Annotated in this window: 23 protein-coding genes; 21 read left to right on the forward strand and 2 right to left on the reverse strand. The window is 54.9% G+C overall.

Translation table 11 applies throughout. The annotated features are described in order from the left end of the window. The first annotated feature begins 35 nt into the window (after positions 1-35). The 18 genes from rsmG (at position 36) to ACO6VX_RS17820 (ending at position 17,964) form a co-directional block, all read left to right on the forward strand. Positions 36-653, forward strand: coding sequence for a 16S rRNA (guanine(527)-N(7))-methyltransferase RsmG (rsmG, locus tag ACO6VX_RS17735; protein ID WP_010258859.1), 618 nt, complete (start codon positions 36-38; stop codon positions 651-653). A 711-nt stretch (positions 654-1,364) separates the two neighbouring features. Then, the gene (atpI, locus tag ACO6VX_RS17740; RefSeq protein WP_010258861.1) at positions 1,365-1,745 is read left to right on the forward strand and encodes a F0F1 ATP synthase subunit I; all 381 of its coding nucleotides are present in this window, start codon (positions 1,365-1,367) and stop codon (positions 1,743-1,745) included. Positions 1,746-1,753: 8 nt separating this feature from the next. After that, on the forward strand, positions 1,754-2,572 hold the full coding sequence (gene atpB, locus ACO6VX_RS17745; RefSeq protein WP_010258863.1) for a F0F1 ATP synthase subunit A: 819 nt from the start codon (positions 1,754-1,756) through the stop codon (positions 2,570-2,572). A gap of 105 nt (positions 2,573-2,677) precedes the next feature. Continuing rightward, positions 2,678-2,917, forward strand: a complete 240-nt coding sequence (gene atpE, locus ACO6VX_RS17750) for a F0F1 ATP synthase subunit C (RefSeq protein WP_003849523.1) — start codon at positions 2,678-2,680, stop codon at positions 2,915-2,917. A 105-nt stretch (positions 2,918-3,022) separates the two neighbouring features. After that, entirely contained in the window at positions 3,023-3,493 is a 471-nt protein-coding gene (atpF, locus tag ACO6VX_RS17755; protein ID WP_003849528.1) for a F0F1 ATP synthase subunit B, read from the forward strand. A gap of 14 nt (positions 3,494-3,507) precedes the next feature. Further along, positions 3,508-4,041 (forward strand): F0F1 ATP synthase subunit delta, encoded by a 534-nt coding sequence (gene atpH, locus ACO6VX_RS17760; protein WP_003849530.1) that lies wholly within the window; start codon positions 3,508-3,510, stop codon positions 4,039-4,041. A 14-nt stretch (positions 4,042-4,055) separates the two neighbouring features. After that, positions 4,056-5,597 carry a F0F1 ATP synthase subunit alpha gene (gene atpA, locus ACO6VX_RS17765; protein WP_010258868.1) on the forward strand — a complete coding sequence of 514 codons (1,542 nt, stop codon included), beginning with the start codon at positions 4,056-4,058 and terminating at the stop codon, positions 5,595-5,597. A gap of 52 nt (positions 5,598-5,649) precedes the next feature. Continuing rightward, complete coding sequence (gene atpG / locus ACO6VX_RS17770) at positions 5,650-6,516, forward strand: F0F1 ATP synthase subunit gamma (RefSeq protein ID WP_010258869.1); 867 nt, start codon at positions 5,650-5,652, stop codon at positions 6,514-6,516. 30 nt (positions 6,517-6,546) lie between these two features. Further along, a complete protein-coding gene (atpD, locus tag ACO6VX_RS17775; RefSeq protein ID WP_010258870.1) occupies positions 6,547-7,944 on the forward strand; it encodes a F0F1 ATP synthase subunit beta in 1,398 nt (465 codons plus the stop codon). A gap of 24 nt (positions 7,945-7,968) precedes the next feature. After that, the gene (locus ACO6VX_RS17780) at positions 7,969-8,388 is read left to right on the forward strand and encodes a F0F1 ATP synthase subunit epsilon (protein ID WP_010258871.1); all 420 of its coding nucleotides are present in this window, start codon (positions 7,969-7,971) and stop codon (positions 8,386-8,388) included. A 160-nt stretch (positions 8,389-8,548) separates the two neighbouring features. Beyond that, positions 8,549-9,919 (forward strand): bifunctional UDP-N-acetylglucosamine diphosphorylase/glucosamine-1-phosphate N-acetyltransferase GlmU, encoded by a 1,371-nt coding sequence (gene glmU / locus ACO6VX_RS17785; protein ID WP_422458243.1) that lies wholly within the window; start codon positions 8,549-8,551, stop codon positions 9,917-9,919. A 153-nt stretch (positions 9,920-10,072) separates the two neighbouring features. Beyond that, on the forward strand, positions 10,073-11,902 hold the full coding sequence (glmS, locus tag ACO6VX_RS17790) for a glutamine--fructose-6-phosphate transaminase (isomerizing) (RefSeq protein WP_010672188.1): 1,830 nt from the start codon (positions 10,073-10,075) through the stop codon (positions 11,900-11,902). Positions 11,903-12,067: 165 nt separating this feature from the next. Continuing rightward, positions 12,068-13,111, forward strand: a complete 1,044-nt coding sequence (pstS, locus tag ACO6VX_RS17795; RefSeq protein ID WP_010258875.1) for a phosphate ABC transporter substrate-binding protein PstS — start codon at positions 12,068-12,070, stop codon at positions 13,109-13,111. 87 nt (positions 13,112-13,198) lie between these two features. After that, positions 13,199-14,161, forward strand: coding sequence for a phosphate ABC transporter permease PstC (gene pstC / locus ACO6VX_RS17800; RefSeq protein ID WP_010258877.1), 963 nt, complete (start codon positions 13,199-13,201; stop codon positions 14,159-14,161). After that, complete coding sequence (gene pstA / locus ACO6VX_RS17805) at positions 14,158-15,048, forward strand: phosphate ABC transporter permease PstA (RefSeq protein WP_010258878.1); 891 nt, start codon at positions 14,158-14,160, stop codon at positions 15,046-15,048. The genes pstC and pstA overlap by 4 nt, the downstream gene beginning before the upstream one ends. 44 nt (positions 15,049-15,092) lie before the next feature. Continuing rightward, complete coding sequence (gene pstB, locus ACO6VX_RS17810; RefSeq protein WP_010258879.1) at positions 15,093-15,866, forward strand: phosphate ABC transporter ATP-binding protein PstB; 774 nt, start codon at positions 15,093-15,095, stop codon at positions 15,864-15,866. A 17-nt stretch (positions 15,867-15,883) separates the two neighbouring features. Then, complete coding sequence (gene phoU / locus ACO6VX_RS17815; protein WP_010258881.1) at positions 15,884-16,618, forward strand: phosphate signaling complex protein PhoU; 735 nt, start codon at positions 15,884-15,886, stop codon at positions 16,616-16,618. Positions 16,619-16,725: 107 nt separating this feature from the next. Further along, the gene (locus ACO6VX_RS17820) at positions 16,726-17,964 is read left to right on the forward strand and encodes an MFS transporter (RefSeq protein ID WP_010258883.1); all 1,239 of its coding nucleotides are present in this window, start codon (positions 16,726-16,728) and stop codon (positions 17,962-17,964) included. A 166-nt stretch (positions 17,965-18,130) separates the two neighbouring features. On the opposite strand, the gene xylB is transcribed toward ACO6VX_RS17820, so the two are convergent. Then, positions 18,131-19,573, reverse strand: coding sequence for a xylulokinase (gene xylB, locus ACO6VX_RS17825; RefSeq protein WP_422458244.1), 1,443 nt, complete (start codon positions 19,571-19,573; stop codon positions 18,131-18,133). A gap of 17 nt (positions 19,574-19,590) precedes the next feature. Continuing rightward, entirely contained in the window at positions 19,591-20,913 is a 1,323-nt protein-coding gene (xylA, locus tag ACO6VX_RS17830; RefSeq protein ID WP_003849568.1) for a xylose isomerase, read from the reverse strand. Between the two features lie 344 nt (positions 20,914-21,257). Here xylA and xylF point away from each other — a divergent pair, with 344 nt between their 5' ends. From xylF to ACO6VX_RS17845, 3 genes are read left to right on the forward strand one after another with little or no spacing between them, the layout of a single operon-like run. Next, the gene (xylF, locus tag ACO6VX_RS17835; protein WP_010258888.1) at positions 21,258-22,250 is read left to right on the forward strand and encodes a D-xylose ABC transporter substrate-binding protein; all 993 of its coding nucleotides are present in this window, start codon (positions 21,258-21,260) and stop codon (positions 22,248-22,250) included. Positions 22,251-22,278: 28 nt separating this feature from the next. After that, on the forward strand, positions 22,279-23,799 hold the full coding sequence (locus ACO6VX_RS17840; RefSeq protein WP_052270969.1) for a xylose ABC transporter ATP-binding protein: 1,521 nt from the start codon (positions 22,279-22,281) through the stop codon (positions 23,797-23,799). Next, positions 23,792-24,976 carry a sugar ABC transporter permease gene (locus ACO6VX_RS17845; RefSeq protein ID WP_187492213.1) on the forward strand — a complete coding sequence of 395 codons (1,185 nt, stop codon included), beginning with the start codon at positions 23,792-23,794 and terminating at the stop codon, positions 24,974-24,976. The genes ACO6VX_RS17840 and ACO6VX_RS17845 overlap by 8 nt, the downstream gene beginning before the upstream one ends. Positions 24,977-25,026 lie beyond the last annotated feature (50 nt).

Here is a 25,026-nt window from a genome sequence, read left to right on the forward strand (position 1 = left end):
CGAGGAGACTCGCCCCCGCTGAATGGACTTATGCTGTGATCAACACACTCACGTCGCTGCTACAGGCAGCCGGTATTTCCCTCTCCGATCAACAAAAACAGCAGCTGGTTGCCTATGTCGGCCTGCTGGATAAGTGGAACAAAGCCTACAATCTGACATCAGTGCGCGATCCGCAGCAGATGCTGGTACGCCATATCCTCGACAGCATCGTGGTGGCGCCGCATCTGCAAGGCTCACGTTTCATTGATGTTGGAACCGGACCAGGACTGCCTGGCATTCCGCTGGCTATCGTGATGCCTGATGCGCACTTTACGTTGCTCGACAGCCTGGGCAAGCGGGTGCGTTTCCTGCGTCAGGTTCAGCATGAGTTAGGACTCACTAACATTACTCCGGTGCAGAGCCGGGTTGAGGCGTTCCCGGCTGAGCCGCCCTTTGATGGCGTGATCAGTCGTGCATTTGCCTCGCTGACCGACATGGTGAACTGGTGTCATCATCTGCCGGGAAGAGAAGGGCGCTTCTTCGCGCTGAAAGGCGTGCGTCCGGACGATGAAATTGCGGAGTTACCGGCAGGCTACGTCTCTGATGCTGTGATTAAGTTGCAGGTACCACAGCTGGAAGGTGATCGCCACCTGGTCATTCTTCGTCACCAATAGGCTTTCGACTGGCAGAGATTTAGCGTTTATCTGCCAGTGATTTTCGTCAGTTCCGGGATGAAAAAAGTGCAGATGATGCGCTATCAATAAAAGATTTTGATTAAGCCCTGGCTGACCGAAGGTTAAAATGCTGACGGAAATTATCCGAAAAGCTCTGTTACATTTAACGTTTAATTCACATTCAGTTATCAGAAATATCACTTGTATAGGCGGGTCGCTGAATAAAAGTAGTCACGGCAGAAAATATATCGCGGTAATAACTTTGCGTGCGTAATATCAATTACACGATTCTTAAGCACAGTTCGATGTCAATAGCGTGTTTTCTGTGAAAATAGTCTTGCAGATGCATTTTTATAATTTCAATGCTTTGATTTTATTGAGTTAATTTGTAATACAGATTGTTCTTAAATAGCGAGAAGATAAAACTCAGTGTAGTGAAAGTGCTTATTATGTGATCTAAAGCACGCTTTAAAAGCAAGTTGCGAGGGAATTTTCAGTCAGATTAGGGTGAATCTCTGCAGGGTAATCTTTGGAAAAATAGCCCTCCGGAAAGAAATTTAAATAATTGTTCACCTTTTCGCTACTTACCGATTGAAATCGCAGGTGCGGCCCGTATAATTTGCACGGCTTTTGCTGCTTGACTCAACTGCGCAAAGGCAGTCTTATACGACACGCGACATACCCCTAACGGGGCAGGAGAGTATCAGCGTCATGTCAGTGTCTCTTTACAGTGTAAAATACGCCCGAACGGTGCTGATGATTCAGCTGGTGACGATAGTCATCATCGGTGCACTCTTTGCTCTTAAAGATGTCATCTGGGGTCTCTCTGCTCTTGCTGGCGGTGCGGCAGCCTGGCTGCCAAACGTATTGTTTTTGTTTTTAGCCTGGCGCCTGCAGGGGCAAACCCCAGCTTCGGGGCGAGTCGCGTGGAGCTTCGCTTTGGGTGAAATAGCCAAAGTGTTTGCGACCATCATTTTGCTCATTGTGGCGTTGGGTCTATTCGGAGCGGTTTTCTGGCCGGTCGGAATAACCTGGTTATCGGTGCTGGTGGTACAAATGCTGGCACCGGCGGTAATTAACAACAAAGGGTAAGAGGCATCATGGCTGCAGGAGAAATCTCTACTCCGCAAGAGTACATTGGTCACCACCTGACTCATCTTCAGTTGGACCTGCGTACCTTCGAGATAGTGAATCCGCACGACGCTCCCGCGACGTTCTGGGTATTAAATATCGATTCCATGTTTTTCTCTATGGTGCTGGGAATCATCTTCCTGGTGTTGTTCCGTAGCGTGGCAAAATCTGCCACCAGCGGTGTGCCAGGGAAAATGCAGGCGGCTATCGAACTGGTTGTCGGTTTCGTCGATAGTAACGTGCGCGACATGTATCACGGTAAGAGCAAACTTATCGCCCCGCTGGCTCTGACAATCTTTGTCTGGGTCTTCCTGATGAACTTCATGGATCTGCTGCCAATCGACTTGCTGCCATATATTGGCGAGCACGTATTGGGGTTACCGGCGCTGCGCGTCGTACCATCTGCAGACGTGAACATCACGCTATCTATGGCGTTGGGCGTATTTATTTTGATTCTGTTCTACAGCATCAAAATGAAAGGCATTGGCGGCTTCACTAAAGAGCTGACGCTGCAGCCTTTTAACCACCCGATCTTCATCCCGATCAACCTGATTCTGGAAGGTGTGAGCCTGCTGTCTAAGCCTGTATCACTGGGTTTACGACTGTTCGGTAACATGTATGCGGGTGAACTGATCTTTATCCTTATTGCCGGTCTGTTGCCGTGGTGGTCGCAGTGGGTGCTGAATGTGCCGTGGGCCATTTTCCACATCCTGATCATTTCGCTACAGGCTTTCATTTTCATGGTCCTCACGATTGTCTATCTGTCGATGGCATCTGAAGAACATTGATTTTTTTCTCAACACTACTTTCCCTCTTGATTTCGGGTTGCAGCGCACACCGCTGAAGCCCGGAAGATGAAGGGAGCATTTAACTGAAACAAACTGGAGACTGTCATGGAAAACCTGAATATGGATCTGCTGTACATGGCTGCCGCTGTGATGATGGGCCTGGCGGCAATCGGTGCTGCGATCGGTATCGGCATCCTCGGAGGAAAATTCCTGGAAGGCGCTGCTCGTCAGCCTGACCTGATTCCTCTGCTGCGTACGCAGTTCTTTGTTGTAATGGGTCTGGTGGATGCAATCCCGATGATCGCTGTTGGTCTGGGTCTGTACGTGATGTTTGCTGTCGCCTAAAGCCCTGTGTTCACTCAGCGCACAATGTGCAAGGGTGAACGGATTCTGCCGCTTATCGTTGATAACGGCAGAAAAGTTAAATACTCAATCTAGAGGCATTGTGCTGTGAACATTAATGCAACAATCCTCGGCCAGGCTATCGCGTTCATCCTGTTTGTCGCGTTCTGCATGAAGTACGTATGGCCGCCGCTCATGGCTGCTATCGAAAAGCGCCAGAAAGAAATTGCTGAAGGCCTTGCTTCTGCTGAACGTGCAAAGAAAGATTTGGATCTCGCGCAGGCTAATGCGACCGACCAGCTGAAAAAAGCCAAAGAAGACGCTCAGGTCATTATCGAGCAAGCGAACAAGCGTCGCGCGCAGATTCTGGACGAAGCCAAAACCGAAGCTGAAAACGAACGTAATCGCATCGTGACACAAGCGCAGGCTGAAATTGACGCTGAACGCAAACGTGCGCGTGAAGAACTGCGTAAGCAGGTCGCGTTGCTGGCTATGGCTGGCGCCGAGAAGATCATCGAACGCTCCGTGGATGAAGCTGCTAACAGCGACATCGTTGATAAACTGGTCGCTGAACTGTAAGGAGGGAGGGGCTGATGTCTGATCTGATTACTGTAGCTCGCCCCTACGCCAAAGCAGCTTTTGACTTTGCTGTTGAGCATCAAAGTATTGAACGCTGGCAACAGATGCTGGCGTTTGCCGCAGAAGTGGCTCGCAATGAACAGATGGCTGATCTTCTCTCAGGTGCATTAGCACCCGAAGCGCTGGCAGCGTCGTTTAACGCAGTCTGTGGTGATCAACTGGATGAACCCGCGCAGAACCTGATTAAGGTGATGGCGGAAAACGGACGTTTGACAGCGCTTCCGGCTGTACTGGCTCAATACATCGAACTGCGTGACGCTCATGAAGCCACCGCTGAAGTTGATGTTATCTCCGCCAGTACGCTGAGTGACGACCAGCTGAATAAAATCAGCGCCGCGATGGAAAAACGTCTGTCACGCAAAGTTAAGCTGAATTGCAAAATTGATAAGTCTGTGATGGCAGGCGTGATCATCCGTTCGGGTGATCTGGTTATTGATGGCAGCGTACGCGGCCGTCTTGACCGTCTGGCTGACGTCTTGCAGTCTTAAGGGGACTGGAGCATATGCAACTGAATTCCACCGAAATCAGCGAACTGATCAAGCAGCGCATTGCTCAGTTCAATGTCGTGAGTGAAGCTCACAACGAAGGTACGATTGTTTCTGTAAGTGACGGTATCATCCGCGTACACGGCCTGGCCGATGTCATGCAGGGTGAGATGATTGCCCTGCCGGGCAACCGTTACGCTATCGCCCTGAACCTCGAGCGTGACTCGGTTGGTGCAGTGGTGATGGGCCCTTACGCTGACCTCGCCGAAGGCATGAAGGTTAAGTGTACTGGCCGTATTCTTGAAGTACCGGTAGGCCGTGGCCTGCTGGGCCGCGTAGTGAACACCCTGGGTGCTCCTATCGACGGTAAAGGCGCAATCGACAACGACGGTTTCTCTCCGGTTGAAGTCATTGCACCTGGCGTTATCGACCGTCAGTCAGTCGACCAGCCGGTTCAGACCGGTTATAAGTCGGTCGATGCGATGATTCCAATTGGCCGTGGCCAGCGTGAGCTGATCATCGGTGACCGTCAGACCGGTAAAACCGCAATGGCGATCGATGCGATCATCAACCAGCGCGACTCAGGCATCAAGTGTGTCTACGTTGCGATTGGTCAGAAAGCCTCAACCATCTCTAACGTGGTTCGTAAGCTGGAAGAGCATGGCGCACTGCAGAACACCATTGTTGTTGTGGCGTCTGCTTCTGAATCTGCTGCACTGCAGTATCTCTCTCCGTACGCAGGCTGTGCGATGGGCGAATACTTCCGTGACCGCGGTGAAGATGCGCTGATCGTATACGATGACCTTTCTAAGCAGGCTGTCGCGTACCGTCAGATTTCTCTGCTGCTGCGCCGTCCGCCAGGTCGTGAAGCATTCCCTGGCGACGTGTTCTATCTCCACTCCCGTCTGCTGGAACGTGCATCACGCGTAAGCGCTGATTATGTAGAGCGTTTCACCAATGGCGCAGTGACAGGTAAAACCGGTTCACTGACCGCGCTGCCGATCATCGAAACCCAGGCGGGCGACGTTTCTGCGTTCGTTCCGACCAACGTAATCTCGATTACTGATGGTCAGATCTTCCTGGAATCGAACCTGTTCAACTCCGGTATTCGTCCGGCCGTTAACCCAGGTATTTCGGTATCCCGCGTAGGTGGTGCTGCACAGACCAAGATCATCAAGAAACTGTCCGGTGGTATCCGTACCGCGCTGGCACAGTATCGTGAACTGGCGGCATTTTCGCAGTTCGCCTCTGATCTGGATGATGCAACCCGCAAACAGCTGAGCCACGGTCAGAAAGTGACCGAGCTGCTGAAGCAGAAACAGTATGCGCCGATGTCTGTCGCACAGCAGGGTCTGGTTCTGTTCGCTGCAGAGCGTGGCTATCTGAACGACGTTGAACTGGCAAAAATTGGCAGCTTCGAAGCTGCACTGCTGGCCTTCGCCGATCGCGACCACGCTGAGCTGATGGCTGAAATCAACCAGTCGGGTAACTTTAATAACGATATCGAAGCCAAGCTGAAAGGCCTGGTCGAGACGTTTAAAGCAACCCAGTCCTGGTAATGTCTGGCGGCTTGTCTGAAAAGGCAGGCCGCAAGGCTTTGAGGAGAAGCTAATGGCCGGCGCAAAAGAGATACGAAGCAAGATTGGAAGCGTGAAAAACACGCAGAAGATCACCAAAGCGATGGAAATGGTCGCCGCCTCCAAGATGCGTAAAACGCAGGAACGCATGGCGGCCAGCCGTCCGTATGCAGAAACCATGCGCAAAGTGATTGGTCACCTTGCGTTGGGTAATCTGGAATACAAGCACCCTTACCTGGAAGAGCGCGACGTGAAGCGCGTCGGCTACCTGGTCGTTTCAACTGACCGCGGGCTTTGTGGTGGTTTGAACATTAACCTGTTCAAAAAGTTACTGGCGGATATGAAGTCCTGGTCCGATAAAGGCGTGCAGAGCGATCTGTCGATTATCGGTTCAAAAGGGGCGTCATTCTTTAATGCTGTGGGTGGCAACATTGTGGCGCAAGTCAGTGGCATGGGCGATAAACCTACCCTGTCTGACCTGATTGGCCCGGTAAAAGTGATGTTGCAGGCTTATGATGAAGGCCGCATCGACAAGCTGATGATCGTCAATAACAAATTCAATAACACCATGTCTCAGACTCCGACCATCACCCAACTGCTGCCGTTACCGCCAGCGGAAGGTGAAGAAGAGATGAAGGCGAAGACCTGGGATTACCTGTATGAACCCGATCCGAAAGCGCTGCTGGATACCCTGCTGCGTCGTTATGTCGAATCGCAGGTTTATCAGGGTGTGGTGGAAAATCTGGCCAGTGAGCAGGCCGCACGTATGGTAGCGATGAAAGCCGCAACCGATAACGGCGGAAATCTGATCAAAGAGCTGCAGTTGGTGTACAACAAAGCTCGTCAGGCCAGCATCACCCAGGAACTTACCGAGATTGTCGGTGGAGCCTCCGCGGTTTAACCAGGTTTGGAATTAGGTAGAGGATTCAAGATGGCAACTGGAAAGATTGTCCAGATTATCGGCGCCGTTGTTGACGTCGAATTCCCTCAGGACGCGGTACCGCAAGTGTACAGCGCCCTCGAGGTTATGAATGGTGATGCGCGTCTGGTGCTGGAAGTTCAGCAGCAGCTCGGCGGCGGCGTAGTACGTACCATCGCAATGGGTACGTCTGACGGCCTGAAGCGTGGTCTGAGCGTCAACGACCTGCAGAAACCGATTCAGGTACCCGTCGGTAAAGCGACCCTGGGCCGTATCATGAACGTTCTCGGCGAGCCAATCGATATGAAAGGCGAGCTGAAAGAAGAAGATGGCAGCGCAGTAGAGATCGCCTCTATTCACCGCGCAGCCCCTTCTTATGAAGATCAGTCTAACTCGCAGGAACTGCTGGAAACCGGCATCAAGGTTATCGACCTGATGTGTCCGTTTGCTAAAGGCGGTAAAGTCGGTCTGTTCGGTGGTGCGGGTGTAGGTAAAACCGTCAACATGATGGAACTGATCCGTAACATCGCGGCTGAACACTCAGGTTACTCAGTGTTTGCCGGTGTGGGTGAGCGTACTCGTGAGGGTAACGACTTCTACCACGAAATGACTGACTCTAACGTTATCGATAAAGTTGCACTGGTCTATGGCCAGATGAACGAGCCGCCGGGTAACCGTCTGCGCGTAGCACTGACCGGTCTGACCATGGCGGAAAAATTCCGTGATGAAGGCCGCGACGTTCTGCTGTTCATCGATAACATCTACCGTTATACCCTGGCCGGTACAGAAGTTTCTGCACTGCTGGGTCGTATGCCATCTGCGGTAGGTTACCAGCCAACGCTGGCAGAAGAGATGGGTGTGTTGCAGGAGCGTATTACCTCCACCAAGACCGGTTCAATCACCTCCGTACAGGCCGTTTACGTCCCTGCGGATGACCTGACTGACCCATCACCAGCAACTACCTTTGCGCACTTAGACTCAACGGTAACGCTGAGCCGTCAGATCGCCTCTCTGGGTATCTACCCGGCCGTTGACCCGCTGGACTCTACCAGCCGTCAGCTGGATCCGCTGGTTGTCGGTCAGGAGCACTATGATGTTGCACGTGGCGTTCAGTCACTGCTGCAGCGTTATCAGGAACTGAAAGACATCATCGCCATCCTCGGTATGGATGAGCTGTCTGAAGAAGACAAACTGCTGGTGGCACGTGCGCGTAAGATTCAGCGCTTCCTGTCTCAGCCGTTCTTCGTTGCAGAAGTATTCACCGGTTCACCGGGCAAATACGTGACGCTGAAAGACACTATCCGTGGCTTTAAAGGCATCATGGAAGGTGAGTTTGACCACCTGCCAGAGCAGGCCTTCTACATGGTTGGCGCCATCGAAGAAGCCGTGGAAAAAGCGAAGAAACTGTAATAACGGTTTCCCGGGAGGAAGATTATGGCTATGACTTATCACCTGGATGTGGTCAGCGCAGAGGAGCAGTTGTTCTCTGGTCTGGTACAGAAAATTCAGGTGTCAGGTAGCGAAGGTGAACTGGGGATTTTCCCTGGCCATGCGCCGCTGCTGACTGCCATTAAGCCTGGAATGATCCGTATCGTGAAACAGCACGGCGAAGAGGAGTTTATCTACCTCTCTGGCGGCGTGCTGGAAGTGCAACCGGGCAGCAGCACCGTTCTGGCCGATACCGCTATCCGCGGTACCGATCTGGACGAAGCGCGCGCTCTGGAAGCAAAACGCAAAGCAGAAGACCATATGAACAGCAGCCACGGCGACGTGGACTATGCTCAGGCCTCTGCCGAGCTGGCGAAAGCCATTGCTAAACTGCGCGTGATCGAACTGACCAAAAAAGCGATGTAATCCAGCTTTATGCGTCATGAAATGCCAGCCCTCGGGCTGGCATTTTTTTTGTCTGCTGCACCTGATCTGCCTGTCCGCCTAATTTCGGCCTGAGAAAAATGTAGTAATCTCAATCCCAAACCGTTTTACTTTCACCCGTAAAAATTCACTCAGGATAGTTATGTCTAACAGTGCGATGAGTGTGGTGATCCTTGCTGCTGGCAAGGGCACCCGTATGTATTCCGATCTGCCTAAAGTTCTGCATACGCTGGCAGGCAAACCCATGGTTCAGCATGTGATTGACGCGGCTAAAGGGCTGGGCGCACAGCAGGTCCATCTGGTTTATGGTCACGGCGGCGATCGCCTGAAGGCGACCCTCACTGACAGCTCGCTCAACTGGGTGCTGCAGGCCGAGCAGCTCGGCACTGGCCATGCGATGCAGCAGGCAGCGCCTGCATTCGCGGATGATGAAGATATCATGATGCTTTACGGTGACGTGCCGCTCATCTCTCAGGCGACACTACAGCGGCTGCGCGAAGCCAAACCGCAGGGCGGCATTGGCTTACTTACCGTGGTACTGGACGACCCAACCGGTTATGGCCGCATTGTGCGTGAGAACGACACCATCACCGGCATTATCGAACAGAAAGATGCCAGCCCGGCGCAGCTCACCATTAAAGAGATCAACACCGGCATTCTGATCGCCAACGGCGGCGATTTAAAACGCTGGCTGGCGCAGCTCACCAACAATAATGCGCAGGGTGAGTATTACATCACCGATATTATTGCGCTGGCGCATCAGGAAGGTCGGGTAATCAACGCGGTTCATCCGGCACGCATCAGTGAAACCGATGGCGTCAACAACCGGCTGCAGCTGGCGACATTAGAGCGCACTTACCAGGCTGAACAGGCGGAAAAGCTGCTGCTGGCTGGCGTGATGTTGCGCGATCCGGCCCGTTTTGACCTGCGCGGGACGCTGACGCACGGGCGGGATGTTGAAATTGACACCAACGTCATTATTGAAGGCCAGGTCACGCTGGGCGCACGCGTCAGAATCGGCGCGGGCTGCATTATCAAAAACAGCGTGATTGGTGATGACTGTGAAATCAGCCCCTATTCGGTGATCGAGGATGCGAATCTCGCCACTGCCTGCACCGTCGGACCTTTTGCCCGTCTGCGTCCTGGCAGCGAACTGGCCGATGCTGCCCACGTGGGCAACTTCGTCGAAATGAAGAAAGCGCGTCTGGGCAGAGGATCGAAAGCGGGGCACCTCTCCTATCTCGGTGATGCGGATATTGGCGACAACGTAAATATCGGTGCAGGCACCATTACCTGCAACTACGACGGTGCGAACAAATTCAAAACCGTGATTGGCGATGATGTGTTTGTGGGCTCAGATACCCAGCTGGTGGCGCCGGTCAGCATCGCGGCAGGGACCACCATTGCGGCGGGCAGCACCATCATGAAAGATGTGACCCAGGCCGGTCTGGTCTATAACCGTAAAGAGCAGAATCACAAAGCGGACTGGCAGCGCCCACAGAAGAAAAAATAAATTTTAACGGCCCGCTTTAATGCGGGCCGATGCAGTGCAGTGCCAAAACTATAATCCCCACTCTCTACAAGGCTCGGGGAACCGGCAAAGCCGGATATCAGGTCGCATGACAACAGAAGTGGCGAAAAGCCATGTAGTCAGGAAAACATCATTATGTGTGGAATTGTTGGTGCAGTAGCGCAACGTGATATCGCAGAGATTCTGCTGGAAGGTCTGCGTCGTCTTGAATATCGCGGATATGATTCGGCCGGTCTGGCCGTGGTCGATCGTCAGGGGCACGTCACGCGCCTGCGGCGTTTAGGAAAAGTGCAGAAACTGGCGGAAGCCGCTGAGCAGCAACCGCTGATTGGTGGCACCGGCATCGCGCACACGCGCTGGGCAACCCATGGCGAGCCGTCGGAAGCGAACGCGCATCCGCACGTCTCAGAGCACATCATCATCGTGCACAACGGCATCATTGAAAATCATGAGCCATTGCGCGCTGAACTGATCGCGCGCGGTTATGTCTTTGCCTCTGAAACGGACACCGAAGTGGTGGCGCATCTGGTTCACTGGGAGCAGAAGCAGGGCGGTTCGCTGCGTGAAGTCGTACTGCGTGTGATTCCGCAGCTGCGCGGTGCCTATGGCATGGTGATCATGGACAGCCGCGATCCGTCACTGCTGGTGGCGGCCCGTTCCGGCAGCCCGCTGGTGATTGGTCGTGGCATGGGCGAAAACTTTATCGCCTCGGATCAGCTGGCCCTGCTGCCAGTGACCCGTCGGTTCATCTATCTGGAAGAGGGTGATATCGCCGAGATCAGCCGTCGCGATGTCACGGTGATCGACCGTGAAGGCAACACCGTGACCCGTGCCGAGATCGAGTCGAACCTGCAATATGATGCCGGTGACAAAGGCATTTACCGTCACTACATGCAGAAAGAGATCTACGAACAGCCCATGGCGCTGAAAAGCACCCTGAGCGGTCGGTTCAGCCAGGGTCAGGTTGATCTCAGCGAACTGGGCGCGGGCGCAGAAGCGCTGCTGAGCCAGGTTGAGCATATCCAGATTATCGCCTGCGGCACCTCCTACAACTCCGGCATGGTGTCACGCTACTGGTTTGAGTCGCTGGCAAACCTGCCCTGTGATGTCGAGATTGCCTCGGAATTCCGCTACCGTAAATCAGCGGTGCGCAAAAACAGCCTGCTGATCACCCTGTCGCAGTCGGGTGAAACGGCAGATACCCTGGCGGCGCTGCGTCTCTCTAAAGAGCTGGGCTACCTGGGCTCGCTGGCGGTCTGTAACGTGGCCGGTTCATCACTGGTGCGGGAATCTGACCTGGCGCTGATGACCAAAGCGGGCACCGAAATCGGCGTCGCCTCTACCAAAGCGTTCACCACCCAGTTAGCGGTGCTGCTGATGCTGGTGGCGAAACTGGGCCGTCTGAAAGGGATGTCTGCCGAGACTGAACATGAGATCGTTCATGCACTGCAGGCGTTGCCGAACCGGATTGAGCAGATGCTGGCGCAGGATAAGCTGATTGAAAATCTGGCAGAAGGCTTCTCTGACAAGCATCACGCACTGTTCCTGGGTCGTGGCGATCAATATCCGATTGCCATGGAAGGGGCGCTGAAGCTCAAGGAGATCTCCTACATTCATGCGGAAGCCTACGCCGCAGGCGAGCTGAAACATGGCCCGCTGGCGCTGATTGATGCGGACATGCCGGTGATCGTGGTGGCACCTAACAACGAACTGCTGGAGAAGCTCAAATCCAACATCGAAGAGGTACGCGCACGCGGTGGCCTGCTTTATGTTTTTGCCGATCAGGATGCGGGCTTCAGCGACAGTGACGGAATGAAGATTATCCCGTTGCCGCATGTCGAAGAGGTCATTGCGCCCATCTTCTACACGGTGCCGCTACAGTTACTCTCCTATCACGTCGCCCTGATCAAAGGGACCGACGTCGATCAGCCACGTAACCTGGCAAAATCGGTTACTGTGGAATAACCGGGTGGGCCCCGTCGCGGGCCCACTTTGCTCTGGCCCTCTGTCATATAACTGTCATATTTCGTACATTTCACTGTCATCAAACTGTCCTATTTTCCCTCCTGCAGCAATCACAGATTCTTACTAAAACGGCCCCAAGCCTGACTTTTCTCCCCTGGAGGGAATATGACACTGATGCGTAGCACCGTAGCCCGAATCCTCGCCACCACCTTCGCCGTAAGCGCGGTATCTGCTTTTGCGGCAACCGATCTCACTGGCGCAGGCGGGACGTTCCCGGCGCCGGTTTATGCCAAGTGGGCAGCAGAATATCAAAAAGCCACCGGTAGCAAAGTTAACTACCAGGGTATCGGTTCATCTGGCGGCGTGAAACAGATCATCGCCAAAACCGTCGATTTCGGTGCGTCCGATGCGCCAATGAAAGATGAAGATCTGCAGAAAAATGGCCTGTTCCAGTTCCCTACCGTGATCGGTGGCGTGGTACTGGCGGTTAACCTGCCGGGTATCAAGTCAGGTCAGCTGACGCTGGATGGCAAAACCGTCGGTGATATCTACCTCGGCACCATCAAAAAGTGGAACGACCCGGCGATTGCTAAACTTAACCCAGGCGTGAAACTGCCAGAGACCAACATCAACGTGGTACGTCGCGCTGACGGTTCAGGCACCTCGTTCGTCTTCACCAGCTATCTGGCGAAAGTGAACCCGGACTGGAACAGCAAAATTGGTAAAGGTAACACCGTCAACTGGCCGGTCGGTCTGGGCGGTAAAGGCAACGACGGCGTCGCCGCGTTTGTTCAGCGTCTGCCGGGTTCAATCGGCTACGTGGAGTACGCCTACGCCAAACAGAACAACCTGACCTACACCAAACTGATCGATGCCGATGGCAAAGCGGTCGCCCCAAGCGAAACCAGCTTCAGTAATGCCGCGAAAGGCGCTGACTGGAGCAAATCGTTCGCGCAGGATCTGACCTTCCAGAAGGGCGCTGATGCCTGGCCAATCTCGTCAACCACCTTTATTCTGATCTACAAGGATCAGGCTAATGCGGCCAAGGGTGCTGAAGTACTGAAATTCTTCGACTGGGCTTACAAAAGCGGCAGCAAAACCGCCACAGCGCTGGACTATGCTGCGCTGCCAGAGAGCGTGACTGAACAGATTCGCGCCGCCTGGAAAGCCAACATCAAAGACAGTTCTGGTAAAGCGCTTTATCAGTAATTGACCGACCCTGACCGGACAGCAGTCCGGTCAGACTCAACGGGCGGCGTCATGCCGTCCTGATAACTTCTGAAGACTGAGACTTCTATGGCTGCAACGAAGCCGGCATTCAAAGCCCCAGGTAAACAAGGTGACAGAATTTTTGGCGCGCTGGTCAGGCTGGCTGCGCTGATTGTCCTGTTACTGATGGGCGGCATTATTGTCTCCCTGATCATCTCCTCGTGGCCCAGCATCCAGAAGTTTGGTTTCGCCTTTTTGTGGACCAAAACCTGGGATGCGCCCAACGAACAATTTGGTGCACTGGTACCGATCTACGGCACCCTTGTGACCTCCATTATTGCCCTGATTATCGCAGTACCGGTGAGTTTTGGTATCGCGCTGTTCCTGACCGAACTCGCGCCAGGCTGGCTGCGTCGCCCGCTGGGCACCGCCATTGAGTTGCTGGCGGCCATTCCCAGTATTGTTTATGGCATGTGGGGTCTGTTTGTTTTCGCGCCGCTGTTTGCCGAATACTTCCAGACACCGGTCAATGACGTGATATCGGGCATTCCGATTGTCGGCGAGCTTTTCTCCGGCCCCGCTTTCGGTATCGGCATCCTCGCGGCGGGTGTGATTCTGGCGATCATGATCATCCCTTATATCGCCTCGGTGATGCGCGACGTCTTTGAGCAGACCCCGGTGATGATGAAAGAGTCAGCCTACGGCATCGGCTGCACCACCTGGGAAGTGATCTGGCGCATCGTACTGCCCTTTACCAAAAATGGCGTGATTGGCGGTGTGATGCTTGGACTGGGTCGTGCGCTGGGTGAAACCATGGCGGTGACTTTTATTATAGGCAACACCTACCAGCTCGACAGCCCGTCGCTGTTTATGCCGGGTAACAGCATCACCTCGGCGCTGGCCAACGAGTTCGCTGAAGCGGAATCGGGCGTGCATGTCGCCGCGCTGATGGAGCTGGGACTGATCCTGTTTGTGATTACCTTTATCGTGCTGGCGATTTCAAAGCTGATGATTATGCGGCTGGCGAAAAGTGAAGGAGCGCGCTCATGACCACAATTGAAATTCAGGCGCGCGCCGAACTGGACGCATCACGCCGTAAAATGCAGTCCTGGCGCAGCACTAAAAATAAAATTGCGCTGACGCTGTCGCTGCTGACCATGGCTTTTGGCCTGTTCTGGCTGGTGTGGATCCTGTTCACCACCGTATCGCGCGGCGTGGATGGGCTCTCCTGGTCCCTGTTCACCGAATCAACGCCACCACCCAATACCGCGGGCGGCGGGCTGGCTAACGCCCTGGCAGGCAGCGGATTACTGATTTTCTGGTCTACCTTCTTCGGCACACCGCTGGGCATCATGGCGGGTATCTATCTGGCGGAATATGGGCGCAAGTCGCCACTGGCAGAAGTGATCCGCTTTATTAACGACATTCTGCTTTCGGCACCCTCGATTGTGGTCGGCCTGTTCGTCTACACCCTTGTGGTATCGCAGATGCAGCACTTCTCCGGCTGGGCCGGGGTGATTGCGCTGGCGCTGCTGCAGGTGCCGATTGTGATTCGTACCACCGAAAACATGATGCGACTGGTGCCAGACAGTATGCGTGAAGCGGCTTACGCGCTGGGTACGCCCAAGTGGAAGATGATCGCGTCTATCACCCTGAAAGCGTCGGTCTCCGGCATCATCACGGGTGTGCTGCTGGCGATTGCGCGCATTGCAGGTGAAACGGCACCGCTACTGTTTACGGCATTGTCGAACCAGTTCTGGAGCACCGACATGATGCAGCCGCTGGCGAACCTGCCGGTCACCATCTTTAAGTTCGCCATGAGCCCGTTCGCAGAATGGCAGAGCCTGGCCTGGGCAGGTGTGCTGATTATTACCCTGTGCGTGCTGGTGCTGAACATCGTGGCGCGGGTGATTTTCGCCAAAGGTAAACACGGTTAATTTCCGGCGCGGCCCTGTGCGGCGCCGTATAAGAGAGATGAATTATGAGTATCGCGACAGCATCAGCCGATAAAATTCAGGTCCGTAATCTGAACTTCTATTACGGCAAATATCATGCGCTGAAGAACATCAATCTGGATATCGCTAAGAATCAGGTGACTGCGTTTATCGGGCCATCGGGCTGTGGTAAGTCGACCCTGCTGCGGACCTTCAACAAAATGTACTCGCTCTATCCGGATCAGCGGGCTGAAGGGGACATTCTGCTGGATGGCGAAAACATTCTGGCGACTCAGCAGGATATCGCGCTGCTGCGCGCCCGGGTCGGCATGGTGTTTCAGAAGCCTACGCCGTTCCCGATGTCGATCTATGACAACATCGCCTTTGGCGTTCGCCTGTTTGAAAAGCTGTCGCGTGCAGATATGGATGCGCGCGTACAGTGGGCGCTGACCAAAGCCGCGCTGTGGAATGAAACCAAAGACAAGCTGCATCAGAGCGGTTACAGTCTCTCCGGCGGCCAGCAGCAGCGTCTGTGCATTGCCCGCGGTATCGCGATTCGCCCGGAAGTCTTACTGCTGGATGAGCCCTGCTCCGCGCTTGATCCTATCTCTACTGGCCGTATTGAGGAGCTGATCACCGAGCTGAAACAGGATTACACCGTGGTGATCGTGACGCACAACATGCAACAGGCTGCACGCTGCTCTGACCATACGGCTTTCATGTATCTGGGCGAACTGATTGAGTTCAGCGATACCGACACGCTGTTCACTAAACCCGCCCAGAAGCAAACCGAAGATTATATAACTGGCCGCTACGGCTGATCTGACAGGAGATCGACATGGATAATCTTAATCTGAATAAGCACATCTCCGGTCAGTTCAATGCCGAGCTGGAGCATATCCGTACCCAGGTGATGATCATGGGCGGTATGGTCGAGCAGCAGCTGACCGATGCAATTACCGCTATGCATAATCTGGATGGCGAACTGGCGCAGCGGGTGATCGACGGTGACCAGAAGGTCAATATGATGGAAGTGGAGATTGATGAAGCCTGCGTGCGCATCATCGCCAAACGTCAGCCAACCGCGATCGATTTGCGACTGGTGATGGCGATCATCAAAGCTATTTCTGAGCTGGAACGGATTGGCGACGTGGCGGAGAAGATCAGCCGCACGGCGCTGGAGAAGTTTGGTCAGCAGCATTTGCCGCTGCTGGTCAGCCTTGAGTCGCTGGGTCGTCACACCGTACAGATGCTGCATGATGTGCTGGACGCTTTTGCACGCATGGATCTCAACGAAGCGATCACTATCTACCGTGAAGATAAAAAGGTGGATAAAGAGTACGAAGGCATTGTGCGTCAGCTGATGACCTACATGATGGAAGATCCGCGCACCATTCCCAGCGTGCTGACGGCGCTGTTCTGTGCCCGCGCCATTGAGCGTATCGGCGATCGTTGCCAGAATATCTGCGAAATTATCTTCTATTTCGTCAAAGGTCAGGATTTCCGTCACGTTGGCGGTGACCGGCTCGATGAATTACTGTCGGGCGACGACGGCAGCAACAGACCTTCCTGATAAATCTTCTTCCTGCGCCTGATCGGCGCAGGGATAAGCCTTTTCAATTGGTCACATCCTGAACTCTCTCTATAATTGCGGCACTTTTCTTTATGAGGTGCGCAACGATGTCCCCTTCTCCCCAATCTAAGCCCGGCGTAACGCCAGGCAAAGCGATGCTGGCTGCGGTCAGCGGTTATGCCATGGATGGATTTGACCTGCTGATACTCGGCTTTATGCTGCCGGCTATCAGTGTTTCGCTGGCGCTCAATCCATCACAGGCGGGATCGCTGGTGACCTGGACGCTGATTGGCGCGGTTATCGGTGGCATCGTATTTGGTCATCTCAGCGACCGCTATGGCCGCATCCGCATGCTCACCGTCACGATTCTGGTCTTCTCGGTCTTTACCGGCCTGTGCGCGGTGGCGCAGGGCTACTGGGATCTGCTCGCCTGGCGAACGCTGGCGGGTGTCGGTCTGGGTGGCGAATTTGGTATCGGCATGGCGCTGATTGCCGAAGCCTGGCCGGCGGAGAAGCGTAATCGCGCATCAGCGTGGGTTGGCATCGGCTGGCAACTCGGGGTGCTGATGGCGGCCTTTATCACACCGCCGCTGCTGACTATCATCGGCTGGCGCGGCATGTTTCTGGTCGGCTTGTTGCCTGCGCTGGTCTCGTTTGCCATTCGTCGCGGCATGGGTGAACCGGAGGCGTATCAACGGCAGGTTAAACATGTGCCGTCACTCTCTTTTCCGGCGCGCCTGAAACTGCTGGTGCGCGATCGCGCCACCGCCAAAGCCAGCCTGGGCATTTTTATCCTCTGTTCAGTACAGAACTTTGGTTACTACGGGCTGATGATCTGGATGCCGAGTTACCTCTCCTCCAGCTTTGGCTTCAGCCTGACGAAGTCGGGTCTCTGGACCGCGGTGACCGTGGTCGGGATGACCTTTGGCATCTGGCTGTTTGGCGTACTGGCCGACCGCTTCGCTCGCTGGAAAATCTTCCTGCTCTATCAGTTTGGCGCAGTAGTGATGGTGGTGGTGTATGCTCAGCTGCGCGACCCGAACATCATGCTATTTACCGGCGCGATCATGGGGATGTTTGTTAACGGCATGATTGGCGGTTATGGCGCGCTGATTTCCGATACCTTTCCGCCGCAGGTGCGTGCCACCGCGCAAAACGTCCTGTTCAACCTTGGCCGCGGTGTGGGCGGCTTCGGCCCGGTGGTGATTGGTCTGCTGGCGAGCCAGTTCTCGTTTACGGCGGCGATTACCCTGCTGGCGCTGATTTATCTGCTGGATATTGCAGCGACGCTGTTCCTGCTGCCGAAGAAACAGGGTCAGGAAGATACGCTGGGCGCGATTGGCTGATGCTACCGTGATGGTATGGCTGGGTAAGTGTCATCCCGGCCATTCCGGATCAGTAATATGGCTCACGATCACCTGTTCTGCCTTCATTACCCCCCTGGCATTACATGGCAGGGGGATCCGTTAACAGGCGATTTAAATTCATAACAGGCAGAGCGTTCTCGCAGGTTTACTTCATCAGCGGCAGGAGCTGTTGATACAGCGTCGCAAAGGTCTCCCGACGCGGCTGGTAGTGCGCTACCCGGGCCGGATCCGGCTGGTGTCGCTGCACCAGAACCGGGGTCGGCACGGTGACCTCTGCATCCAGCGCCTGCTGTGCCAGCCTGGCGGCTCCCAGCGCCGGGCCAACCTCACCGCCATGACAGTAATCCAGTGTCTGGTCGCTGATGTCTGCCAGCATCTGACGCCACAGTGCACTGCGTGCGCCGCCGCCGATCAACATAATGCTCTTTGGCTGAACGCCGCAGTCGTGCAGCGCGTCCATGCCCTCCGCCAGCGCAAACCCTACGCCTTCCAGCACCGCTCTCGCCAGCTCGGGACGGCCATGCTGGTGGGTAAAGCCAAAGAAAGCACCCCGGGCATTCGGGTTATTGTGCGGCGTGCGCTCACCGGAAAGATAGGGCAGAAACCACAGGCCGGGCACGTCATCGCGCGCGCGTTCAGCCTCAGCCAGGAGCTCAGGAACATCTCTGCAACCGGTCAGCGTCGCTGCCCAGTCCAGACAGGAGGCTGCGCTGAGCATCACCGACATCAGATGCCAGCGCTGGGGTAACGCATGACAGAAGCTGTGTACCGCGCGCTGCGGATTGCTGAGATAGCCGTCGCTCACCACGAAGTAGACACCTGACGTACCCAGCGACAGCATGCCCTGGCCCGGTTCAGTCATGCCGACACCAATCGCACCCGCAGCATTGTCGCCACCGCCCGCCGCCAGCGGCACGATGTTCATCCTCCAGCGTGTGGCCAGTTCGGCATGTAAGCGGCCGGTCAGGGCATTGCCCTCATAGAGTTGCGGCATCTGATCGCGGCTGAGGTCGCAGGCGCGCAGCATCGCATCGCTCCAGTCACGCCGTGCCACATCCAGCCACATTGTGCCTGCTGCATCTGACATATCAGTGGCGAAGTCGCCACTCAATCGCCAGCGCAGGTAATCTTTGGGCAACAGCACGTGAGCGATCTGATTGAATATTGCCGGTTCATGTTGCTGAACCCACAGCAGCTTAGGAGCCGTGAAGCCGGGCATCATCAGGTTGCCGGTGATCGCCCGCGAATCCGGCACCTTCTGTTCCAGCTCACGGCACTGCGCCTCGCTGCGCCCATCATTCCAGAGCATGGCCGGTCGTAATACCTGGTTTGCACTGTTGAGCAGCGTTGCACCATGCATCTGTCCGCTCAGCCCGATGGCCTGCACCGCGCGCAGATCCTGCTGCGCGCTCAGCGCCTGCATGGCCAAATCCAGCGCCTGCCACCAGCTTTCGGGATCCTGTTCGCTCCACAATGGCTGCGGACGCGAAACCTGCAGCGGCGCTATTTCCGTCGCCACCACGTTGCCTTGTGCATCCATCAGCACCACTTTGACGCCAGAGGTGCCTAAATCGATCCCGATAAACATGCTCTGCTCCTGAAGGGTTAGAAATCAAACAGGTAGTGATTCACCAGATTTTCCAGCTGCTCCTGACGTCCGCTCTGATGCTGCGGATTGAGCTGCTGCTGCTGAGCATGCGCCGCCAGTGCCTCCAGTGAAAACTCACCTTTCAAAATTTGCTGGCCGAACTCACCATTCCAGCCGCTGTAGCGCTGTGCCACACGCTTATCGAGTTCACCATCGCTGATCATGCGAGCGGCGACCTTCAGCGCCAGCGCCATGGTATCCATCGCGCCAATATGACCGTAGAAGAGATCGTATTTATCAGTGCTCTGACGACGCACTTTGGCATCAAAGTTTAAGCCGCCAGTGGTAAAGCCGCCCGCTTTGAGAATTTCGTACATCACCAGCGCATTCTCTTCCACGCTGACTGGGAACTGATCGGTATCCCAGCCGCACTGCGGATCGCCGCGGTTGGCATCCACTGAACCAAAAATGCCCAGCGCAATGGCCGTCGCAATTTCATGATGGAAAGAGTGACCCGCCAGCGTGGCGTGGTTCGCCTCAACGTTAACCTTGATCTCTTTCTCCAGTCCGAACTGTTTCAGGAAGCCATAAACCGTCGCGACATCATAGTCATACTGATGTTTGGTCGGCTCCTGCGGTTTCGGTTCAATTAGCAGCGTTCCCTGGAAGCCAATTTTGTGTTTGTGCTCGACCACCATCTGCATAAAGCGGCCAATCTGCTCGCGCTCCTGGCGCAGATCGGTATTCAGCAGAGTTTCGTACCCTTCGCGTCCGCCCCACAACACATAGTTTTCACCGCCCAGGGTTTTGGTCGCCTGCATGGCGCTGCAGACCTGCGTCGCTGCCCAGGCAAAAACTTCAGGATCGGGATTGGTGGCAGCCCCGGCTCCGTAGCGTGGATGGGTAAAGCAGTTGGCCGTGCCCCACAGCAGTTTCACGCCGGTCTCCTGCTGTTTCTCCAGCAGTTTATCGGTCATGGCGGCAAAATTCTCTTTGTAGCTGTGCAGCGAATCGCCTTCTGGTGAGACATCAACGTCATGGAAGCAGTACCACGGCACATTCAGCTTGTGGAAAAACTCAAAGGCCACATCCGCTTTCAGTTTTGCCTGCTGCAGTGCATCTCCGCTTTTCTGCCACGGACGATCAAAAGCGCCGACACCAAACATATCCGCGCCATTCCAGCAGAAGGTGTGCCAGTAACAGGCGGCAAAGCGCAGATGCTCCGCCATGGTCTTGCCGAGGATCACCTCATCGGGATTGTAGTGGCGGAAAGCGAGAGGATGAGTCGACTGGGTGCCTTCATAACGAACCCGATCGATCTGATCGAAATAAGCGTGCATGGTTTGCTCCTTAGCATCAGTACCCGAATGGCCTGCGTTGAAGCAATATTTGATATTGGCTGCTGCCTCAGCTCAATTACGATATTTCACTACGGGTGTCAGATAATTATTATTTGTGCGCTGGCTCGCAAAATAATGTTATTTACGGGATGGTTTATCATTATCGCTCTCTTGTCCGAAAAAGATGAAACCTCGATCGCGCTCATAAAAAATGAAATAAACCAAAAAACGTAATAGCCGGATAAAAATCAGTAATTGCTGTAACAGGAAAATAAGGGCAACAATTCATCCGCCTGGTTTATAGGCCTGAAACGACAATAGCCTCAACCTACAGGATGATCACAATGAAGATGAAACATGCACTGCTCGCCGCCTGTGCGGCGCTGGCGCTGTTCAGCCAGACCAGCGTGGCAAAAGAAGTGAAGATCGGTATGGCGATTGACGATTTGCGACTCGAACGCTGGCAGAAAGACCGCGATATTTTCGTAAAACAGGCTGAGACGCTGGGTGCGAAGGTGTTTGTTCAGTCAGCCAACGGCAACGAAGAGACACAGATGTCGCAGATTGAAAATATGATCAATCGCGGTGTCGATGTGCTGGTGATTATTCCTTACAACGGTCAGGTATTGAGTAATGTTGTCGCTGAAGCGAAACGGGAAGGCATTAAAGTGCTGGCGTATGACCGAATGATAAATAATGCCGATATCGACTTTTATATCTCTTTCGATAATGAAAAAGTGGGCGAGCTGCAGGCCGAAAGCATTGTGAAACAGGTGCCTAAGGGCAACTATTTTTTAATGGGCGGATCGCCTGTGGATAATAACGCACGCCTGTTCCGTGCCGGACAGATGAAAGTGTTAAAACCCTATATCGATAACGGCAGCATTAAAATTGTTGGCGACCAGTGGGTCGATGCCTGGCTGCCGGAAAATGCCCTGAAAATTATGGAAAATGCCCTGACCGCCAACGGCAACCATATCGATGCGGTGGTGGCCTCTAACGATGCCACCGCAGGCGGCGCGATTCAGGCTCTGAGCGCGCAGGGGCTGGCAGGAAAAGTGGCGATCTCCGGTCAGGATGCCGATCTGGCAGCTATTAAGCGTATCAAAGCGGGCACCCAGACCATGACGGTTTACAAACCGATCACTGAGCTCGCCACCGAAGCGGCGAAAATTGCCGTCGAGCTGGGCGAGGGCAAAACACCCGCCAGCAACAGCACGCTGAACAATGGTCTGAAAGAGGTTCCGTCACGGCTGCTGAAGCCGATTCCGGTCAACAAAGACAATATTGAAAGCACCGTGGTGAAAGACGGTTTCCACAAACAGAGCGAACTCTGACTGCGCATAGCGTGAGGGAGAACAGTCGATGCTGCTGGAAATGAAAAATATCACCAAACGTTTCGGTGCCGTGAAGGCGCTGAATGATGTCAGCCTGCAACTTGAGGCGGGCGAAGTGATGTCGCTGTGTGGTGAGAATGGATCGGGCAAATCGACGCTGATGAAAATCCTGTGCGGACTCTATCCGCACGGCGATTTTGAAGGGCAGATTCACTTCTCTGGCGACGACATTCAGGCGCAGACCATTCGCGATACCGAGCGTAAAGGCATTGTGATTATTCATCAGGAGCTGGCGCTGGTGCGGCAACTGACGGTGATGGAGAACATCTTCCTCGGTGCCGAACTGAGCCGTTTCGGCATGGTGGATGATGAAACCATGACCCTGCGCTGCCAGCAACTGCTGGCGCGGGTCGGGCTGAATGTCTCTCCCGCCACCCGGGTCGGTGAGTTAGGCCTTGGGCAGCAGCAACTGGTGGAGATTGCCCGCGCCCTTAACAAACAGGTCCGGCTGCTGATTCTGGATGAGCCGACCTCTTCCCTGACGGAGCAGGAAACGGACGTGCTGCTCGGCATCATCCGCAATCTGCGTGAACACGGCATCGCCTGCATCTACATCTCGCACAAGCTGAATGAGGTTAAGGCGATCTCCGACACCATCTGCGTGATTCGTGACGGCCAGCATATTGCTACCCGTCCGGCAGCGGGCCTGAGCGAAGATGACATCATCACCATGATGGTAGGACGCGAGCTGACCGCGCTCTATCCCCACGCGCCGCATCAGATTGGCGACGTGATACTGAAAGTTGAAAACCTCACCGCCTGGCATCCGGTTAACCGCCACATCCGCCGCGTTAACAATGTCTCATTTACGCTCAGACGCGGTGAAATCCTCGGCATTGCCGGGCTGGTAGGCGCAGGCAGGACGGAAACGGTGCAGTGTCTGTTTGGCGTCTGGCCAGGACGCTGGCAGGGCGATATCTGGATTAATGGCAAACAGGTCAACATCACCGATTGCCGCGCCGCCATTGCGCACGGCATCGCTATGGTGCCGGAAGATCGTAAAAAAGATGGCATCGTGCCGCTGATGGCGGTGGGCAAAAATATTACCCTGGCGGCGCTGGACCAGTTCAGCCACCGGCTCTCAACGCTGGATGAAGCACAGGAGCAGCAGGCGATCAACGACGCGATCGGTCGGCTGCGGGTGAAAACCTCCTCATCAGAACTGCCGATTGGCCGTTTAAGCGGCGGCAACCAGCAGAAAGCAATTCTGGCGAAATGTCTGCTGCTCAATCCAAAAATCCTGATCCTCGATGAACCGACGCGCGGCATTGATGTGGGCGCACGTCAGGAGATCTACCTGCTGATCAATGCGCTGGTTCAGCAGGGTATCGCGGTGATTGTGATTTCCTCTGAGCTTCCGGAAGTGCTGGGCCTGAGCGATCGGGTGCTGGTGATGCATGAAGGGCAGATCAAAGCCGATTTGATTAACGATAACCTGACTCAGGAGCAGGTGATGGAAGCTGCCCTGCGGAGTGAACATTATGCTTAAAAGTGAAAGTACCCAAAGCCGCCTCTCCGGCACGCCGGGCAAACCGTCACCGGGCAGGTTCACACTGCCTAATCTGCAGGTTCTGGTGATGCTGGGCGCAATTGTGCTGATTGCCCTGTTCTTTACCTGGTCCACAGACGGCTCGTGGCTCAGTGCGCGTAACGTCTCCAACCTGCTGCGTCAGACCGCCATTACCGGCATTCTGGCCGTGGGTATGGTGTTCGTAATTATCTCGGCGGAGATCGACCTGTCAGTCGGTTCCATGATGGGCCTGCTGGGTGGCGCGGCGGCGATATTCGACGTCTGGCTCGGCTGGCCGTTGCCGCTGACCATCGTGGTGACGCTGGTGATGGGATTGCTGCTTGGCACGTGGAATGGCTGGTGGGTGGCCTACCGTAAAGTGCCTTCGTTTATCGTGACGCTGGCGGGAATGCTGGCTTTCCGCGGTGTTCTGGTCGGAATTACCGATGGCACTACGGTTGCGCCGATCACGCCAGGCATGTCGCAGATTGGTCAGAGTTATCTGCCGGGCGGCGTCGGTTTCGGCTTTGGCTTTGCCGGTCTGGCGTTGTTTATGTTGTGGCAGTGGCGGCTGCGGCTGCGTCGTCAGCAGCTCGGACTGGCGCAGGGCGCAGCCAGCGGCACCATCGGACGTCAGGCGATCACCGCCATCTTAGTGCTGGGTGCCATCTGGTTGCTCAACGACTATCGCGGCGTGCCGACCCCGGTGTTACTGCTGGCCGTGCTGTTGCTGGCGGGCATGTTTATGGCAACCCGCACCGCGTTTGGCCGTCGTATCTACGCCATCGGCGGTAACATTGATGCTGCGCGCCTGTCTGGCATTAACGTGGCGCGTACCAAGCTGGCGGTGTTTGCCATCAACGGTGTGATGGTGGCGATTGCCGGGCTGATCCTCAGTTCACGGCTGGGCGCAGGTTCGCCGTCGGCGGGTAATATTGCGGAACTCGACGCTATCGCCGCCTGTGTCATCGGCGGCACCAGCCTGGCGGGTGGCGTGGGTTCGGTTGCGGGCGCGGTAATGGGAGCCTTTATTATGGCCTCGCTGGATAACGGCATGAGCATGATGGATGTGCCGACTTTCTGGCAGTACATCGTCAAAGGCGCGATTCTGCTGCTGGCGGTGTGGATGGATACGGCAACGCGGCGTCGGGTGTAATCGCGCGGGCGATCACATTGTGGCGCAAACAATTTTTTTGCCCCTTTCAG

The sequence above is a fragment of the Pantoea sp. BJFS-204 genome, assembly GCF_049310725.1.
Classification (GTDB): Bacteria; Pseudomonadota; Gammaproteobacteria; order Enterobacterales; family Enterobacteriaceae; genus Pantoea; species Pantoea agglomerans.

What these genes read in the sequence shown, in the direction of transcription:
- atpI (WP_010258861.1), top strand. Translation starts at nt 1,365, where the DNA reads ATGTCAGTGTCTCTTTACAGTGTAAAATACGCCCGAACGGTGCTGATG.
- atpB (WP_010258863.1), top strand. Translation starts at nt 1,754, where the DNA reads ATGGCTGCAGGAGAAATCTCTACTCCGCAAGAGTACATTGGTCACCAC.
- atpE (WP_003849523.1), top strand. Translation starts at nt 2,678, where the DNA reads ATGGAAAACCTGAATATGGATCTGCTGTACATGGCTGCCGCTGTGATG.
- atpH (WP_003849530.1), top strand. Translation starts at nt 3,508, where the DNA reads ATGTCTGATCTGATTACTGTAGCTCGCCCCTACGCCAAAGCAGCTTTT.
- atpA (WP_010258868.1), top strand. Translation starts at nt 4,056, where the DNA reads ATGCAACTGAATTCCACCGAAATCAGCGAACTGATCAAGCAGCGCATT.
- atpG (WP_010258869.1), top strand. Translation starts at nt 5,650, where the DNA reads ATGGCCGGCGCAAAAGAGATACGAAGCAAGATTGGAAGCGTGAAAAAC.
- atpD (WP_010258870.1), top strand. Translation starts at nt 6,547, where the DNA reads ATGGCAACTGGAAAGATTGTCCAGATTATCGGCGCCGTTGTTGACGTC.
- ACO6VX_RS17780 (WP_010258871.1), top strand. Translation starts at nt 7,969, where the DNA reads ATGGCTATGACTTATCACCTGGATGTGGTCAGCGCAGAGGAGCAGTTG.
- glmU (WP_422458243.1), top strand. Translation starts at nt 8,549, where the DNA reads ATGTCTAACAGTGCGATGAGTGTGGTGATCCTTGCTGCTGGCAAGGGC.
- glmS (WP_010672188.1), top strand. Translation starts at nt 10,073, where the DNA reads ATGTGTGGAATTGTTGGTGCAGTAGCGCAACGTGATATCGCAGAGATT.
- pstS (WP_010258875.1), top strand. Translation starts at nt 12,068, where the DNA reads ATGACACTGATGCGTAGCACCGTAGCCCGAATCCTCGCCACCACCTTC.
- pstC (WP_010258877.1), top strand. Translation starts at nt 13,199, where the DNA reads ATGGCTGCAACGAAGCCGGCATTCAAAGCCCCAGGTAAACAAGGTGAC.
- pstA (WP_010258878.1), top strand. Translation starts at nt 14,158, where the DNA reads ATGACCACAATTGAAATTCAGGCGCGCGCCGAACTGGACGCATCACGC.
- pstB (WP_010258879.1), top strand. Translation starts at nt 15,093, where the DNA reads ATGAGTATCGCGACAGCATCAGCCGATAAAATTCAGGTCCGTAATCTG.
- phoU (WP_010258881.1), top strand. Translation starts at nt 15,884, where the DNA reads ATGGATAATCTTAATCTGAATAAGCACATCTCCGGTCAGTTCAATGCC.
- ACO6VX_RS17820 (WP_010258883.1), top strand. Translation starts at nt 16,726, where the DNA reads ATGTCCCCTTCTCCCCAATCTAAGCCCGGCGTAACGCCAGGCAAAGCG.
- xylB (WP_422458244.1), bottom strand. Translation starts at nt 19,573, where the DNA reads ATGTTTATCGGGATCGATTTAGGCACCTCTGGCGTCAAAGTGGTGCTG.
- xylA (WP_003849568.1), bottom strand. Translation starts at nt 20,913, where the DNA reads ATGCACGCTTATTTCGATCAGATCGATCGGGTTCGTTATGAAGGCACC.
- xylF (WP_010258888.1), top strand. Translation starts at nt 21,258, where the DNA reads ATGAAGATGAAACATGCACTGCTCGCCGCCTGTGCGGCGCTGGCGCTG.
- ACO6VX_RS17840 (WP_052270969.1), top strand. Translation starts at nt 22,279, where the DNA reads ATGCTGCTGGAAATGAAAAATATCACCAAACGTTTCGGTGCCGTGAAG.
- ACO6VX_RS17845 (WP_187492213.1), top strand. Translation starts at nt 23,792, where the DNA reads ATGCTTAAAAGTGAAAGTACCCAAAGCCGCCTCTCCGGCACGCCGGGC.